General features: G+C 44.2%; 12 protein-coding genes. 8 read left to right on the top strand and 4 right to left on the bottom strand.

What is annotated here, in order from left to right; translation table 11 throughout:
* Positions 1-63 precede the first annotated feature (63 nt).
* Positions 64-981 (top strand): histone deacetylase family protein, encoded by a 918-nt coding sequence (locus JFC08_RS06550; protein WP_198330158.1) that lies wholly within the window; start codon positions 64-66, stop codon positions 979-981.
* Between the two features lie 48 nt (positions 982-1029).
* Here the strand turns inward: JFC08_RS06550 and JFC08_RS06545 are convergent, their stop codons facing one another.
* Positions 1030-1812: a sulfite exporter TauE/SafE family protein gene (locus JFC08_RS06545; RefSeq protein ID WP_198330157.1), complete on the bottom strand. Its 783-nt coding sequence runs from the start codon at positions 1810-1812 to the stop codon at positions 1030-1032.
* A gap of 39 nt (positions 1813-1851) precedes the next feature.
* Positions 1852-3270, bottom strand: coding sequence for a bifunctional phosphopantothenoylcysteine decarboxylase/phosphopantothenate--cysteine ligase CoaBC (gene coaBC / locus JFC08_RS06540; RefSeq protein WP_198330156.1), 1419 nt, complete (start codon positions 3268-3270; stop codon positions 1852-1854).
* Between the two features lie 127 nt (positions 3271-3397).
* Here coaBC and radC point away from each other — a divergent pair, with 127 nt between their 5' ends.
* The 3 genes from radC (at position 3398) to JFC08_RS06525 (ending at position 9638) form a co-directional block, all read left to right on the top strand.
* On the top strand, positions 3398-4081 hold the full coding sequence (gene radC / locus JFC08_RS06535; protein WP_198330155.1) for a RadC family protein: 684 nt from the start codon (positions 3398-3400) through the stop codon (positions 4079-4081).
* Positions 4082-4428: 347 nt separating this feature from the next.
* Positions 4429-7374 carry an acyl-CoA dehydrogenase gene (locus JFC08_RS06530; RefSeq protein WP_198330154.1) on the top strand — a complete coding sequence of 982 codons (2946 nt, stop codon included), beginning with the start codon at positions 4429-4431 and terminating at the stop codon, positions 7372-7374.
* A gap of 887 nt (positions 7375-8261) precedes the next feature.
* Positions 8262-9638, top strand: a complete 1377-nt coding sequence (locus JFC08_RS06525; protein ID WP_198330153.1) for a dicarboxylate/amino acid:cation symporter — start codon at positions 8262-8264, stop codon at positions 9636-9638.
* A gap of 111 nt (positions 9639-9749) precedes the next feature.
* Here JFC08_RS06525 and JFC08_RS06520 read toward each other — a convergent pair whose 3' ends face one another.
* Positions 9750-10505 (bottom strand): TSUP family transporter, encoded by a 756-nt coding sequence (locus JFC08_RS06520; RefSeq protein ID WP_198330152.1) that lies wholly within the window; start codon positions 10503-10505, stop codon positions 9750-9752.
* Positions 10506-11014: 509 nt separating this feature from the next.
* On the opposite strand from JFC08_RS06520, the gene nhaA reads away from it, so the two are divergent.
* From nhaA to JFC08_RS06505, 3 genes are all read left to right on the top strand, one after another.
* Positions 11015-12217 (top strand): Na+/H+ antiporter NhaA, encoded by a 1203-nt coding sequence (gene nhaA, locus JFC08_RS06515; protein WP_045444001.1) that lies wholly within the window; start codon positions 11015-11017, stop codon positions 12215-12217.
* A 149-nt stretch (positions 12218-12366) separates the two neighbouring features.
* A complete protein-coding gene (locus tag JFC08_RS06510) occupies positions 12367-12951 on the top strand; it encodes a DUF2799 domain-containing protein (protein ID WP_198330151.1) in 585 nt (194 codons plus the stop codon).
* 62 nt (positions 12952-13013) lie between these two features.
* Entirely contained in the window at positions 13014-14402 is a 1389-nt protein-coding gene (locus tag JFC08_RS06505; protein WP_198330150.1) for an oxygenase MpaB family protein, read from the top strand.
* A gap of 75 nt (positions 14403-14477) precedes the next feature.
* On the opposite strand, the gene JFC08_RS06500 is transcribed toward JFC08_RS06505, so the two are convergent.
* Positions 14478-15212 carry an NUDIX hydrolase gene (locus JFC08_RS06500; protein ID WP_109591867.1) on the bottom strand — a complete coding sequence of 245 codons (735 nt, stop codon included), beginning with the start codon at positions 15210-15212 and terminating at the stop codon, positions 14478-14480.
* 591 nt (positions 15213-15803) lie between these two features.
* On the opposite strand from JFC08_RS06500, the gene JFC08_RS06495 reads away from it, so the two are divergent.
* Positions 15804-16367, top strand: coding sequence for an NUDIX hydrolase (locus JFC08_RS06495; RefSeq protein ID WP_045453478.1), 564 nt, complete (start codon positions 15804-15806; stop codon positions 16365-16367).
* Positions 16368-16434: the final 67 nt, after the last annotated feature.

Raw genomic sequence — 16434 nt, 5'->3', positions numbered from 1 at the left:
TTTCAAAGCGCTTAAACCTATTTATCCTTAAAATACTTTTCAAAAAAGACATCCTCTAACACTATGCTAAAAATTGCTTACTCTGATATTTTTCGATATTCTGTGCCTGAAAAACACCGCTTTCCTATGCAAAAATACACCATGATTCCCGAGCGGCTATTGGCTGAAGGCACTATCAGTACCGACAACTTTTTTGCCCCTGCATGTTTGAGCGAAGATGAGATTTTGACCACGCATACTGCGGACTACTGGTATCAGCTGAAAACTCAGACATTACCACGAAAGGAAGCGCGTGCCATTGGCTTTGAAATGACACCAGAGCTGGTAGAGCGCGGCCGTTATATTGCTCATGCCACTTATGAATGTGCATTATATGCGCAGCAATATGGCGCGGCGATGAATGTCGCAGGTGGCACGCATCATGCGTTTGCTGATCATGGCGAAGGGTTTTGCGTGTTTAATGATGTTTGTATCGCGAGTAATTTATTATTAAATCGTGGACAAGCGCAAAAGATTTTGGTGGTTGATTTAGACGTCCATCAGGGCAATGGCAATGCCAGTATTATGGCAGGTGAGCCGCGCGTATTTGTCTTTAGTATGCATGGCGCAAAGAACTATCCATTTCGAAAGCAAGTATCAGATTTGGATATTGAGCTAGACAATGATACTGGCGATGCGGAGTATTTGCAGTTACTAGAGGCGACATTACCACGTTTGATTAGCGACGTTGCGCCAGATATGATATTTTATCAATCCGCTGTCGATGTGCTGGCAACTGATAAACTAGGAAAGTTAGGGCTGACGATAGAGGGCTGTAAGGCGCGTGATGAATATGTGTTACGCCAAGCAAAAGCCGCTAAAATTCCTATCGCTATCGTGATGGGTGGTGGCTATTCAGAAGATATCGACGATGTGGTTGAGGCGCACTGTAATACCTTTCGTTTGACGCAACAGATATTTTTTAATGAAATAACAAAATAATGCGCGCATAAGATAGCATCTAAACAGCCAAATGCCTAGCGAGCTATCTTATAAAAATGCCATAACTCCCTGCCAGCCGACACGAATACCAAGCACGATAAGTATCAATAAAATAAGCTGACGAAAGCGCGCTTGAGGCAAATAGCGACGCAAGCGGATGCCAACTAAAAGCGCAGCAATCGATAGTACACTAAGCAGAGTAATCAGCTGCCATTCACCACTGCTGAGCGCCATAATAGGCTCACGTAATACAATTATTTGGGCAATTTTACCCAAAAAATAGCACATATTTCCGACTTTAGCGATGGTGTTTTTATCATCGCTGGCAGACAGTAGATACATCATCAATATGGTCGACATGGCATTAGTCGAGCCACCAATCACCCCTGCACTAAAACCAACGATGATTAACACAGGCTTGGTAGCAGGTAGACGGAGTTGCTTACCAAGCAAGCTGCTTATGACGTAAAAACCAATAACCGCTGCCAATAGTAATAAAATATAGGCGCTATCGATCCATAGTAAGAGCTTCGCGCCTAGAATACTACCAACTAAGCTGGTCAACGCCAGTAACCAATAGCGCCTGCCGTAATAGATGAAATTTTGCCAGATTGTGCGCCCGCCACCCGCGAGCCAAGTCATGGCATTAAGCAATAATGACGGAAAAATGACCAACACAATGGCATGTGGTAACGGATAGATACTAGCAAGCGCAGTGGTCGTCACCAACGTCACACCCAGCCCACTAATACCGTGTAGCAACGATGCCAGCGCAAAGATTACCATCAAGAGCAACGTCTGGGTGCTATCACTATCCATCATATTAGCCATAAACATTAAGACCTAATATCTGGATTAATAGTGACATAACTAGGCATTGTGACCATTGTGGCGTTGCCATATTATCTCACCAATGATGCCAGCCAACTGCTCGGCAATCTTATCTTTGCTCGCCTTCTCAAGTGTGACGCTATCGTGCTCATAACGCTCTGAGAAAAATACCTGCATGGCATTGTCATCGCTAGCAAAACCAATGTCTGCTCGGGAAACATCATTACAAGCGATCAAATCTAAATCTTTAGACACCAGTTTGCCACGAGCATAGCGCTCGATATCTTGCGTTTCTGCTGCAAAACCAACGACAAACAGCGCTGGATGCGCAAGCGAAATCGTCGCTAAAATATCAGGGTTTTTGACCAAACTCAACGTCATAGCATCTTGGGTTTTTTTAATTTTTTGCGGGGCAGCTTCTTCAGTGCGATAGTCAGCGACAGCCGCAGTGGCAATAAAGATATCCGCCATTACATTTTGATTCTCGCTATGAGCATGCTCCTCATCATCAATCTCATGGCTGTGGTTATGACTATGGCTATGATCATCGCCGCAATCACACTCGCCATGATGTTCATGTTGATGGTTATGATCGTGTTCGTGATCGTGAGAATGGTCGTGCTTATCTTCAGGCACATACTGTAGCGCACTGTGCGTACCATCCACGCACTGCTGGGCTGCTATCAGCATCTCTTTAGCCGACAATACATCAATACGTGTGACATTCAGCGGTGTCGGCAGTGCCACTTTGCCGCCCGCAATCAAGATAACATCTGCACCAGCAGCCACGCACGCACGTGCTAATGCAAAGCCCATCTTGCCAGTAGAGTGATTGGACAAGTAGCGCACCGGATCGATAGCTTCTACCGTCGGTCCTGCAGTAATTACCACGCGTTTACCTGCCAATAATTGCGGCGTGGTTTGCATGGCGTTAAATAATAACACTTCTGCCAAGAGCTGCTCAGGTTCAGGCAAACGCCCTGCTCCCACATCACCGCAGGCTTGCTCACCGCTAGCAGGCGCAATAATTTGATAATTCATATCACGCAGGGTTTGGACATTGAGATTGACCGCAGGGTGCGCCCACATCTGCTGATTCATGGCTGGCGCAATGATGACTGGTGCCGCCGTTGCAAGGCATACGGTTGTCAATAAATCATCAGCCATACCCATCGCGAGACGCGCCAGCGTATTGGCAGAGGCTGGGGCAATGATGATTAAGTCCGCCCATTTTGCCAATTCGATATGCCCCATCCCCGCTTCTGCTTTTTCATCGAGTAATGAGATATGCACCTCATTGCCAGTCAAAGCTTGCAGGGTCAGTGGCGTAATAAAAGCTTGTGCGCCTGTGGTCATAATGACACGCACATCAAAGCCTGCCTTGATTAATAGGCGGGCAAAGATAGCAGATTTATAGGCGGCGATACCGCCAGTGATAGCAAGCACAATATTGGACATAAGCATGGCATCAATAAAAAGTTGAAAGATAAAATTGCGCTTATAGTAACAATTATGAGATAAGTTGGGTAAGAATTTCCGTATTTACTCAATATATCTGGCAGCAATCCATTCTCAAGGAGTGACAATGGCGATTAAAGACTGGCATGAAGATGATAGACCACGTGAAAAACTACTAAAATTTGGGGCAGCTCATTTATCCGATGCCGAGATATTAGCGATATTTCTGCGCACAGGTACGCAGTCACAGTCAGCTATCGAATTGGCGCGTCATTTGATTGAGCAATTTGGTAGCTTGGCAGAATTATTGGCAGCGCCGCAAGAGACTGTACTGGCTTGTCATGGTATTGGTCCTGCCAAATACGCGCAGATATTGGCCTCACTTGAGATGGGCACGCGTTATTTGGACAGTCAGCTTAAAACTGGTCACGCACTTGGGCGCTCGCAAATGGTCAAAGACTATATCAGCACTCAGCTGCGCGGGGAGCATCGCGAAGTCTTTGCGGTACTTTGCTTAGACAATGCGTTAAATCTCATTAATTTTGAGATACTGTTTACTGGCGGCATCTCCTCTTGCTCCGTTTGTATCAAACACGTTCTGCGTCATGCCTTGAGTCACGCCGCCAGCCAACTCATCGTCGCACACAATCATCCACATACCGATGCGACCCCTTCAACGGCAGACAACTTATTAACTTACGAGCTAAAGAAAGCCTGCGATTTAATCGATTTATCCTTGGTAGACCACATCATTGTTGGGCGCAATGAGACATTATCTTATGCCGAAAGCGGCTTAGCGCCTTTTGGATAATTAATCACGACTGTTATTTTTGCCTATATGAGAAAATCTTGATACATATAATCGACACAGCGTAGCACTTTAGCTATTGATAGTTATCGGCAACTGTTTCATATTGATGGCTAAATTTGTCTTTTATTTGTCTGTCACTGGTTAGACAGTTATCAAAGCCACTTTTGTAAAATGCTCAACAAATTAAAATTGATTATAAAATATGCTACAAAATCCATAACGGCTCATTGGTTTAATTTGGTCAACAGACCTCTAAACATCAGCAAAAATAACAACAAGATTTATTCAAATACTTTAATACACACATTTTTCGCGCTTTTGGTTTAGCGTTATAAAAGGAGACAGTCATGGCAATTGGCTTATTTATTTTGGCAATCATTATTCAATTAGCCATGGTTTTGGCCATCTTTTTATTGTCCCTATCACGAGTCACAGGCAGTATCGTTGCCCTAGTTACCGTCCTTGTCACTGCCTTTATCAGTCCTTGGTCGCTCATTTTGGGGATACCAATTGCTTTACTTTGCATCGTTTTGCTCGTCGCCCCTATTCGTCAGTCACTGATTACCAGACCTGTTTACAAGACTTTGGGCGGGGCAATGCCGAGCATGAGCGATACCGAGCGCGAAGCACTCGATGCGGGTACCAGCTGGTGGGAAAAAGAGCTGTTTATGGGCAATCCCAACTGGGACACTTTTGCTCAATATCCCTATCCAGAGCTGTCGGCAGAAGAGCAAAGCTTTATTGATAATGAAGTAGAAGTACTATGCGCCATGCTTGATGAATGGAAAATTCAGCATGAAGACAAAGAGCTGTCGCCTGAAGCGTGGCAATTTATCAAAGCCAATGGATTTTTAGGCTTAATCATTCCAAAAGAGTTTGGCGGTTTAGATTTTAGCTCTTATGCACAAAGCCGTATCATGAGCAAAATCGCTTCGCGCTCGCCGACCGCTGCGGTTACCTGTATGGTGCCAAACTCGCTCGGCCCTGGTGAGCTGTTGATGCACTATGGTACAGACGAACAAAAACAGCGCTGGCTACCCGGTCTTGCCAAAGGTGACGAGGTACCTTGCTTTGGTTTGACGGGCCCAGAAGCAGGCTCCGATGCTGGTGCGATTCCAGATACAGGGGTGGTTTGTTATGGTACGCATGAGGGCGAGCAAGTGCTCGGTTTGCGTATGAATTTTTCTAAGCGCTGGATTACCCTCGCCCCTATCGCCACAGTCGTGGGTTTAGCATTCAAGATGCACGATCCTGAAGGTTTGCTTGGCAATCCTGATAAGACCGATTACGGTATCACTTGTGCGCTCGTTCCTGCCAGCCATGAAGGCGTCGTTATAGGACCACGCCATAATCCAATTGGCTCGCCATTTATGAATGGTACAGTCGATGGTAAAGACGTCTTTATTCCACTAGATTACATTATCGGCGGCGTCGAAAATGCGGGTCGCGGTTGGCGTATGCTGATGGAGTGCTTGGGCGTTGGTCGCGGCATCTCTTTACCAGCTTTATCAACCTCAGCCAGTGAAATGACGTATCTGTCTGTCGGTGCTTTTGCCAAAGTACGCGAACAGTTTAAAATCTCTGTTGGCAAGTTTGAAGGCGTCCAAGACGCTACCAGCCGCATGGCAAGTAACACTTATATGCTAGAGGCATTTCGTCACCTCGTCACCTGCGGTCTGAACCAAGGCGGCACACCATCAGTGATGACGGCAATGGCAAAATACTATGCGACTGAAACCATGCGCAGTGTGGTCAATGACGGTATGGATGTGGTTGGTGGTCGCGCGGTACAGATGGGTCCACGTAACTTTTTGGCCACCCCTTATCAGGCAATTCCAGTATCTATCACGGTTGAAGGCGCAAATATCTTGACGCGCTCACTCATGATATTTGGTCAAGGTGCGATGCGTTGCCATCCTTATCTCTTTGATGAGCTGCAATTGCTGCAAAGCGAAGATAAAGAAGGCGCACTCAAACAGTTCGACACACTGTTTTTTAAACATTTGGGTTATACCTTTAATCGCGGCGCAAAGGCATTTGTCGCAGGTTATGTCGGTGGCAGTAATCATGCACCCAGCTTCGCGGACAGCTTTACTCGTCCCTACTATAAACACATCAACCGCCTGAGCGCAAGCTTTGCCTTAACGGCTGATATGGCGTTAGGGTTGCTCGCTGGTGACTTAAAACGTAAAGAGATGCTGTCTGGACGCTTAGCTGATATTCATAGCCATTTATTCATTAGCACTGCTATTTTGCAGTTTTATGAGCATGGTACTAAATCAGCTTCCGAACGCTTGCATGCTGAGGTTGCCTTACAAAATAGCTTATATACCATTCAAGAAGCTTTTGAAGCCTTTTTTGCAAACTTCCCTAATCGTATGGCGGCCAGTTTGGTCAGTTTTGTGACTTTCCCCAGCGGCTCTATCTTTACGCCGCCAAGCGATGAGCTTAAACGCAAGCTGGGCGATGCTTTTATGGATGACTTTGAAGCCAACCCGTTCCGTGATTACCTCAAAACCATGGTTTATTATAATACTGAAGCCGATGATGTCACTGGACGTATGGAACACGCTTATCAAACGCTACTGAGCATCGAGCCATTATGGCAGAGGTTTAAAAAGGCTGAACACAAGGACAGTTTTGAAGGGCTTACTTTTGAGGATCATGTGGTATATGCCAGCCAAAACGGCGATATTACCGAAGAAGAAGCTGAAGTGCTTATTCAGTACAACGCCATACGCTTTGACTCATTATTGACTGACGTGTTCGATAAACATTTATTGCATGCCCAAGAGCGCACCAATCCACACAGCCTTGATAATGCCGTACAGCAATTAACGGACTATGCACAATTGAAAAATGACGCGCAAGCCAGAAATGGTATTGCGACAAATATGACAGCTGAAAATGATGTCAACTCTAATGATTTGGCTACGCCCGTCAGTACAGACAAACCCACTGGCGATGCCAACCCCAATCATGGTTATGAGAGTGACGGTGATGTAGAAATGGTCAAAGAGCAAGATACTATTGAGGAGGTACGTGCACAGACCGACTTTGATGAGTCTGAGCCTGAGGTGGAAGCACTAGATCATCGCCACCGTGATGCAGAGTCACACTTAAGTGAACGCATGAGTAACAACCATCGTCTGAATCAACATAATGCTGACGACCTAGAGCCTTCTGAAATATCTGAAGATGCAGAAAATGTGAAGGATGATATAGACAAATCTGCCGCTACTGATCCTAAATGGCAGGATGGTCTACGCCGTGATGAAAGTGACAAAGTTTAAAATAAAAAGCTTTGATAATTCTTAAAATGACAAGCTTTGAAACAATAGGCTTCGAAATAACAAGGAACAAAAGAATCAGGCTTAAAATATTTAAAAAACAATAGCTTTTAAGGCTGCTATAGTCGATTCAATTTAAAAGTAGTACAAGGCAACCGAGTGTAGATGTATATTTAATACTTCAAGCGAGGTTAACGCAGTAATACTTTTATAGTGGAATGACTATAGAAACCTTGCACGATACATTCTGATCATTCACTTAGAAAAGACTGCCCCATTTGAGCAGTCTTTTTTTAGTTATGAATCGCCATTTTTAACCATTAAGGCGTGTTTGATGATTCAACCATGACACTGACAGAGACTGTTTTTTAGGCAGTTCGACGTTAAAAATAGTAAGTCTGTTCATTCTAAGCGTCTACTTTTAACAATGAAATGGCAAAAAACAGCCCTGTCTCCCTCTATTAATATTGGAAATAATACTAAATTCTCCCAGCTCCATATAAAAAATGTGTTATAAAACTAATTAAGGCATGAACATGATCGTCATTTTACGCCTTGTCTGGCACAGTTTTAACGATCAGCAATATCTATTTTTGAATGTTCAACACACCCTAATATTGGTCAAGATGCCTTGTCATTTACCTACTTTACTCGCGAAAAATTCGGCGCAGAAAACTTAACTATTGATTTATATTACTTTAGTCATAAAAAAACGTTGCAGTATCCTTAACAATTATTTTATATTGTGCTCCGAAAACGTGACACTAAGTGGAAGTTGAAAGAATTTAATAGACGTAGCAAGAGCGGTGATGAGAATAATGGCAACAATCACATTGATGTGAGCAGCCTATCTATCCGTTACTGGGGCACGTACACAAAGGATATAAGTTATGTGGAAAAATATGGGACTGACCGGCAAGATTATTGTCGCTATGGTACTCGGTATCATACTGGGATTGTTTATAAACTATTCAGGACTGAACGCTGAAGGCGGTTTCATTCATACGTACATTACCAATGGCTTCCTCGCCATTGTCGGCAAGCTATTTGTCAACTCGCTCAAAATGCTAGTCGTGCCTTTGGTGCTGATTTCACTGATTTGCGGCGTTTGCGGCATTGGTGACATTCGTTTGCTTGGTCGTATTGGTACCAAAACGTTCATTATTTATATGATCACCACCGCACTCGCTATCGCAACAGCAATTGGGCTTGGCGTGCTATTTGGTATCGGTAAAGGCATGAATATCGAAACCGAAGCGGCATTTGAAGCAGCTTCAGCGCCGCCGCTGCTAGATGTGTTCTCTAATATTATCCCATCAAACCCCATCAGCGCGATGGCAAATGGTGATATGTTATCGATTATTTTCTTTGCTATTTTGATCGGTGTTAGTATCTTGATGGTGGGTAAACCTGCCAAAGGCTTAGTGCAGAGCTTAGAATTAATCAATGAAGTCATCTTAAAAATGGTGACCATCATTATGAATCTTGCACCTTATGGTGTATTTGCGCTATTGACCAAAGCAATGGCCGAGCTGGGTTTAGACTTGATTTGGTCACTGCTCGGTTATGTGGCGGTATTGGTCGGCTCATTGGCATTCCATTTCTTTGTCACTATGATGATTGTACTCAAAGTCTCTTCGGGCTTATCCATCAAAACCTTTTTGGCAAAAATGCGTGAAGTTCAGATTTTTGCTTTTAGTACGTCAAGCTCGAACGCGACGATTCCTATTACCTTGCGTACGGTCACCAAGCGCATGGGCGTTAATAACTCAGTTGCCTCATTTACAGTGCCTTTCGGTGCGACCATCAACATGGATGGTACCGCCATCATGCAAGGTACTGCGACCATTTTCATTGCCAATATTTATGGTATTGACTTGGGCGTAACTGAGTATCTAACTGTCATTCTAATGTCCGTTTTGGCTTCCGTCGGTACCGCTGGTGTACCGGGTGTTGGTCTGATTATGCTATCAATGGTATTTGCCCAAGTCGGTCTACCTATCGAAGGCATCGGTCTTATCTTAGGTGTGGATCGTATCCTTGATATGTTACGTACCGCAGTGAACGTCGGTGGTGATGCTGCCGTGACAGCTATTGTGGCAAAATCAGAAGGCAAAATGGATTTGGCTATTTATAACGATCCTAACGCTGGTGCAAAAGACGTGTTTGATGGTCATATTGATGAAGACAATGAGCGTGAATTCTCTGAAGTCTTTAGTGATGGAATCATGGGCAGTGAGTACGATGATATCGATCGTCGCCGCTAGGCACTTGTATTGAATAGATTTTGATAATTTATTCACGATACATAAAAAACCTCAGTCATATTAGCTGAGGTTTTTTTGCTTTACTAAATACATTTACTTAATGAAAAGCAATCAACCAAAAACATATTTGGTTATCATCGCCAAGCATACCACTACAATCATCGGACGAATCAGCTTACTACCGCCCTTGACCACCATATGAGAGCCAAAATACGCGCCTATCGTTTGTCCCACCATCATGGCAAGCCCTACTTTCCACAACACATTACCGCCCAAAATAAAGAATATTAACGAGCCAATATTGGTCGATAGATTCAATACCTTTGCTGCGCCTGTCGCTTCGATAATTTGACGACCGCGCAACGCCACGTTGCCGAGCGCAAAAAACATCCCTGTGCCTGGTCCAATATAACCATCATAAAAACCAATTAATGGTGCAACCACTTTTTGCCATTTGCCTTCTGAGATACGCGGCGCAGCTTCTACTTCGCCAAGTCGAGGCGCAAACAAAGTATAAATCCCGATAGCCGCAATCAAAAACGGAATGAGTGTCTCAAGCAGATCTGGCGGCGACATCTGTACAGCGATAGTGCCGAGAACAGAACCGATAAAAGCGCCAACAATGGCTACTTTGATACGTTGCGGTTTGACCACCCCTTTTCTAATCATCGTAATAGAGGCTGCTAGCGCACCTGAAGCGGCTTGTAGCTTATTGGTACCGAGCGTTAGCACTGGTGGGATATTGGCAAGTAACATAGCGGGGATGGTCAATAAACCGCCACCACCAGCGATGGCATCAATAAAGCCTGCCAACGCTGCCACAGCGGTAAGCATTAATATAACCTCTAACGAAAGCGATAAGTCCATGACGCTGACCTGTAAATTTTATGATGGAAAATGAGTAAGTTCTAAAACTGGCTTTAAGAACTGGCTTTAAGAACAGGAAATAAAATATTAGTAGCAATGTTGCTATCAACTTTGCTATTCATTAGCTGATAGTACTGCTGATATGTATTAAAGCTGTGACAGAACATCACAAAATGCCAATCATTATAAAGATAAAACGCTAAAAAAAGCCAAAAACGTAAAAAAGTCTGCTAGATTTGTCTAACGGCCTAATAAGTATCTAAAATAAGCAGCGATTGATTAAAAGTATGTAACGACTGAGCACGCTTTTGTCTGCTCTATCGACTTTATAATATCGCTATTATTAATGTGGCAAGCGGCACTTATAACTTTTGGTTGACGTATTTTGTTGTCTATATCAATAAGAGTATGAGAAACTGTTGCTGTCTATCATGTCTTTATGAGTCGTGTCATAGATATTTGAGGTTATTGGATTAATTTGTAATTCGTGTTTAGCAAATGAGGATGATATGGCAATACGCAGGATTAAAGCATTTTTTGAATTTGAGGCAGCGGGCGGTATCGTCCTAGCATTGGCTGCCATTGCTGCAATGATTATTGCCAACTCCCCTCTCAATGTGTGGTATGAGGGCTTTATTCACGCACCCGTTGCCATTCAAATCGGTGAGTTCGCTATCGCTAAAGACGCTCATCACTGGATTAATGACGGTTTGATGGCGATTTTCTTTTTCTTAGTGGGACTTGAGCTCAAGCGTGAAGTGCTGATCGGTGAGCTGTCTAACGTTAAGCAAATCATCCTGCCAGCTGGTGCGGCGCTCGGTGGCATGATTATGCCAGCGATTGTCTATCTGCTCTTTAACTATAACGAGCCTGAGTTTTGGAAAGGATGGGCGATTCCAGCCGCGACCGATATTGCTTTTGCCCTAGGTATTTTGAGTTTGTTAGGCAATCGCGTCCCCAACTCTTTAAAGGTATTTTTAGTATCGATTGCTATTTTTGATGATATTGGCGCCATTTTAATCATCGCTTTATTCTATACCAGTGATTTGTCATTAGAGTCATTGGCAGTGGCAGGTCTATGTCTACCCTTCTTATACCTTCTCAATCGTCGCAACGTCACCAGCATCACGCCTTATCTACTGATCGGTGTGATCATGTGGATTGCGGTACTCAAATCCGGCATCCATGCCACCTTGGCTGGCGTGGTCTTAGCACTATTTATTCCTATGTTTGACCGTACTGATCCTGAGCACTCACCATTAGAAGAGCTAGAGCACGATTTACATAACACCGTTGCCTTCGGTATCTTGCCATTATTCGCATTTGCCAACTCAGGCATATCCCTCAAAGGTGCAGGCTTCGCTGAGCTGTTCCATTCGGTACCGCTTGGTATTGCGGCTGGTCTATTCATCGGTAAACAATTGGGCGTGATGATCATGTGCTGGTTAATCTTTAAGCTTGGTATCTCAACCATGCCAAGAGGCATGAATTATAAGCAGATTTACGGTGCAGCCTTACTCTGTGGTGTTGGTTTTACCATGAGTCTGTTCATTGGCGGTCTGGCATTTGCTGGTGAAACAGCCTTATTTGATGAGCGCTTAGGTATTATTATGGGCTCAATCGTCTCTGGTATCGCAGGTTACCTCATGCTCAAAGTCAGCTTGAAAGACAATGTCAGTGGCACCTCAGTCGATCTGACTCGCCCTCATTAATAAGAAGATAAGCCACTTAAAGGCGATTTAGCTTATCAGTGGCTTATTATTTTATAGTTCACGTACTTTGGCAGCCGAGCATGGTTCATTAAAAGTATTTTTCATTAGCCATATCAGCACTTGCATCAACAGCCATAGAAGAGATAATCATGCGACAGTTTGTACTGCGGCCTTCGTTAAGCTTAGCGCTTCTTGGTAGCATTGTTTTACTATCAAGCTGTGCCACGCTCTCTAAGCAGGAGTGCCTCGTTGGTGACTGGCAGGCTATTGGCTACAACGATGGCGTGGCAGGTTACCCATCAGATCGCCTTGCATCACATGCCAAAGCCTGTGCCAAGGCCAGTGTTGCCCCCAACTATCTGGCATGGGAGCGCGGCCGCCAGCTGGGGCTTAAGCAATACTGCACGACCAGTAATGCTTACAATGTCGGTCGGCGCGGACGTCAGCTCAATAATGTCTGCCCCTTAACCTTGGCGAACACACTACAAACTGCCAATCAAAAAGGCTTAGACTATTACGCCTTAGACAATCAGTTAGACAAAGACAAACGCCTCATAGAAACCTACCAAGAAGAATTTGATAAGCTAGAAAGTGGGGCGATGTTAAACTTTGCTAATGAAAAAGAAGCACGCGCGCGCTTACTGTCATTAGCCGACGAGCTGCGTAAAGCCAAACGCCGTATGAACACCACGCAAAGACAATTAGAAGCTCTAAACCAGTCAAATAGCTACTAATACTATTGGCCTTGTGAAATGATCTAATAGAAAAGCATTTGGTAAGAAGGCATTTAATAAATATGGATTCAATCAACATAACTGATAAACAGACGGCTGATACTTTGAATCACCAAAAATCCTCAATAAAACCTTATCAGCGTCACGGACGGACGACCGCGATTGATGACCATAGCGACTTGCAAGTATTAAAGCGCATCAAGCGTTACTTATTGCCAAAAGACTTCGTTATCTCGCAAGATTTATTAAATGAAATAGTCGCAGGCTACGATATTGGTGATCCAGTGGCAGATGCGTTAGCCGCTGACGGCATCCGTTTTGCCAAGCCTTTACAGCAACTTATTATCAGCGACAGTAGCAATAGCAATAGCAATAGCAATAGCAATAAATTCGATGCTAATCTCACAAACAACTCTGCATTTAACGTTTTGACTGAACAATTTAGCCGTCATCCCGATTGGTTCGATCCCAAGCTTGCCCAAATCGGTGCGGTTGCCTATCGACGCTATCCGCTGATGCTGATTTGGCTACTACGTAATGTTGCCCTGATGGCAGGCTACAGCATTCCTGCCCTCTCCCTTCCGCTCATTCAGACAGGCGCATTGATGCACGATGCCCTGCCGCGCCTGATGCGTACGTATGCCTATATCCTAGCCGTTTCTGAACATCCCCTATTACATAAGCCAAATACAAGCGCCCATAATCAACGTCAGTCTATCGAGCAAGTATTGGCGATTGGTTCTGAAGGTTGGCGGCAATCAATTAAGGTGCGGCAAATTCATACCCTAGTACGGCAAAACTTGCTCAAAGGTAAAGGCAATGCTGCTAAAGGCGTCATACCAAATGCCGACCAACATCACAACCCAGATGGCAGCTGGAATACTGATTATTGGGGTCTTCCTATCAATCAAACTGATATGATTGCTACTCATTTGCAGTTTTCATTGTTGATTATGCGCGGGTTACGGCTGCTTGGCGCACGCATCAGCACTGAAGAAGCGGCAGGTATTCTGCATCTATGGAATCTTGCCAGTTATTGGATGGGGGTTGACTTAGAGCGCCTGCCAAAAGATGAAACCGCCTGTTGGGAATGGCTCTATACTTATTTATCAATTCAGCAACTTGATTTTAAAATGGGGCAACCATTAGCCAAAGCCTTGCATGATTTGCCGCGTCAGCTGATGGGCGAAGACAATCGGCGAGGGCGTTTCGTTGAGATGGTCAATGCTAGTGTAACCCGTACTTTGGTCGGCGATGATATCGGTGATGGGCTGGATTTACCAAAATCAAAAATCCGCTTTGGTGTCTTATCATCGGTGCCGATTCTCTTTGCGCTCGATACGGCACGCCAACACAATCAAACGATAGCCGAAAAATTAGAAGCCTTCCGCGCCAAACGCCAAGATAATATGAACTGGTGGCTAAAGAAAAATGATGAATATTATAAGTAGGGAATTATAAATAAAGCATAGTAGCTAAAATAAAACGAATAGTGATTAAACGTCAGCCGTTAGCCGCCTTACGGATTAATTGCGCGTATTTTGGATACGATAATACCACTCAAGCTGGCGATCAAAGCCTGTTTCTAACAGACTAGCAATGACTCGTCCTGTCAGACCCCAAACCGTTTCACCATCCACTTGCCAGCTAGGTGTAAGAATGGTCGCGATCTTATCTTGCATTGCATATTCTACCGCATACTCGACAGTAGGCTGAGTCAGCAAGGTTTCAAAATCTGCCCAAAAAATGCGCGAAATTTCGCCAAGCTCAGGGACTAATAATAAATCTGGCGCAATCAGCGCCACAATAGGACGCACACTCATACCACTTTTAGAGGTTTGGATGGGCAATTGACCAATTAGCTGGACTTTATTAGGTGGTAGTGCGGTCTCTTCACAGGCTTCACGCAAAGCGGTAACGACATTATTACCGTCGCCTGCGTCATGTTTACCACCAACGCAAGAGACCTCGCCAGCATGGCTGTTCATGTGCGCAGCGCGGCGTGTCAGTAGCAGCTTTGGATGGCGTTCATGGGTAATGGCAACCAATACCGAGGCATCGGCAATGGGTGTTTGATACAAGCTATCTAGAATGCGAGTGCTACGAGAAGTGCTAGCCTCATACAACGCAGGACTGGTGACGGCATTTAAGGTCTCATGCTGCACCCGTTCCGCCAGCGTTCTAATAGTGGGATAACGAATAAAGTCCGGCACAGCGACTGAAAATTCATCAAAACGTAGCGACTGCGGGGGAAGTAACATGATTATTGCCCTATATTTTTATTAGAATTAAGCATCGGATGGTGGAGCTAGTCTCTCGCAATGTGTACAACGCTTGCGCCAGTGTTATTGCTACGCGTATCGCATCTACATGCTGGCCTTCATTCATTCATCGTTATGCTTGGCGACGTAAAGTGGCATTTTTTAACACCCCCTACTCTGACAAATGCGCGCGCTTTGCTGATTGCCCTTATTTAGAACAACACCAGTCGCGGCAGCCATTAGTCTCGTTATAGGTAAAGCTATCATTCAATAGTTAGCGTGAGTCTAGCCTAGCGCAATCTTATCGTGACTGCATATACTTTATGTGACTGTCCTGCTCTGCCTACTGATGCATTCATTAATAGCAATCGTAGCCGTAAGCAGTTGCGCAAACCTGTGTGCTTGTTATTATCACTGCCAGTATGATGAGAATTTGTGTTATCTTAGGATTAACAGCTATGATCACATAACATCTGATAAGCTAAAGTCATACTATTTTATAAAATAAGAATCATAATTCTTCAAAGAACGACAATCCTTTTTCTCATTTCTATTTATCATATATATTTATCATTAAATAAGGCAGTTGATATGCGCTATTGTTTACAATGCGGTCATGAAGCGGAACGCAAAATACCAGCCACGGATAATATCCCACGCTTGGTATGCCCCAATTGCCACTATATTCACTATGAAAATCCAAAAGTGATTTGTGGATCACTCGTTGTGCATAAGCATCGGGTACTGCTATGTCGCCGCGCGATCGAGCCACAGTATGGCTTATGGACACTGCCAGCTGGCTTTATGGAAAATGGCGAAACCATGGCAGAAGGGGCCGCTCGTGAAAGCTTTGAAGAAGCAGAAGCGGTCGTCATCAATCCGCATTTATATTGCTTATATGATATTCCTGATATCGGGCAAATCTATAGTATCTATATCACTGAGCTAAAAGACGGTGCTTATGGCATCGGCTCTGAAAGCCTCGATTGTGCGTTATTTACCGAAGAAGACATTCCATGGGACAAACTTGCCTTTGAAGCGGTACGTCGTACCCTAAAAAGCTACTTTGCTGACCGCAAGCAATACGATAACCATGAAAACTTCCCTATTCATCAAGATATCATCGGTAAAGACCAAGCGATCAAGCGCTACTAGCCCTAAGCATATAAAGAATAGAGTTATAAAAAATAACCTTATAAAAAATCAACTGCTTTACAAAAGT

The sequence above is a fragment of the Psychrobacter cibarius genome, assembly GCF_016107535.1.
Taxonomy (GTDB): Bacteria; Pseudomonadota; Gammaproteobacteria; order Pseudomonadales; family Moraxellaceae; genus Psychrobacter; species Psychrobacter cibarius.
The sequence above is the reverse complement of the archived record's forward strand: the minus strand, read 5'-3'. Positions and strand labels throughout refer to the sequence as shown.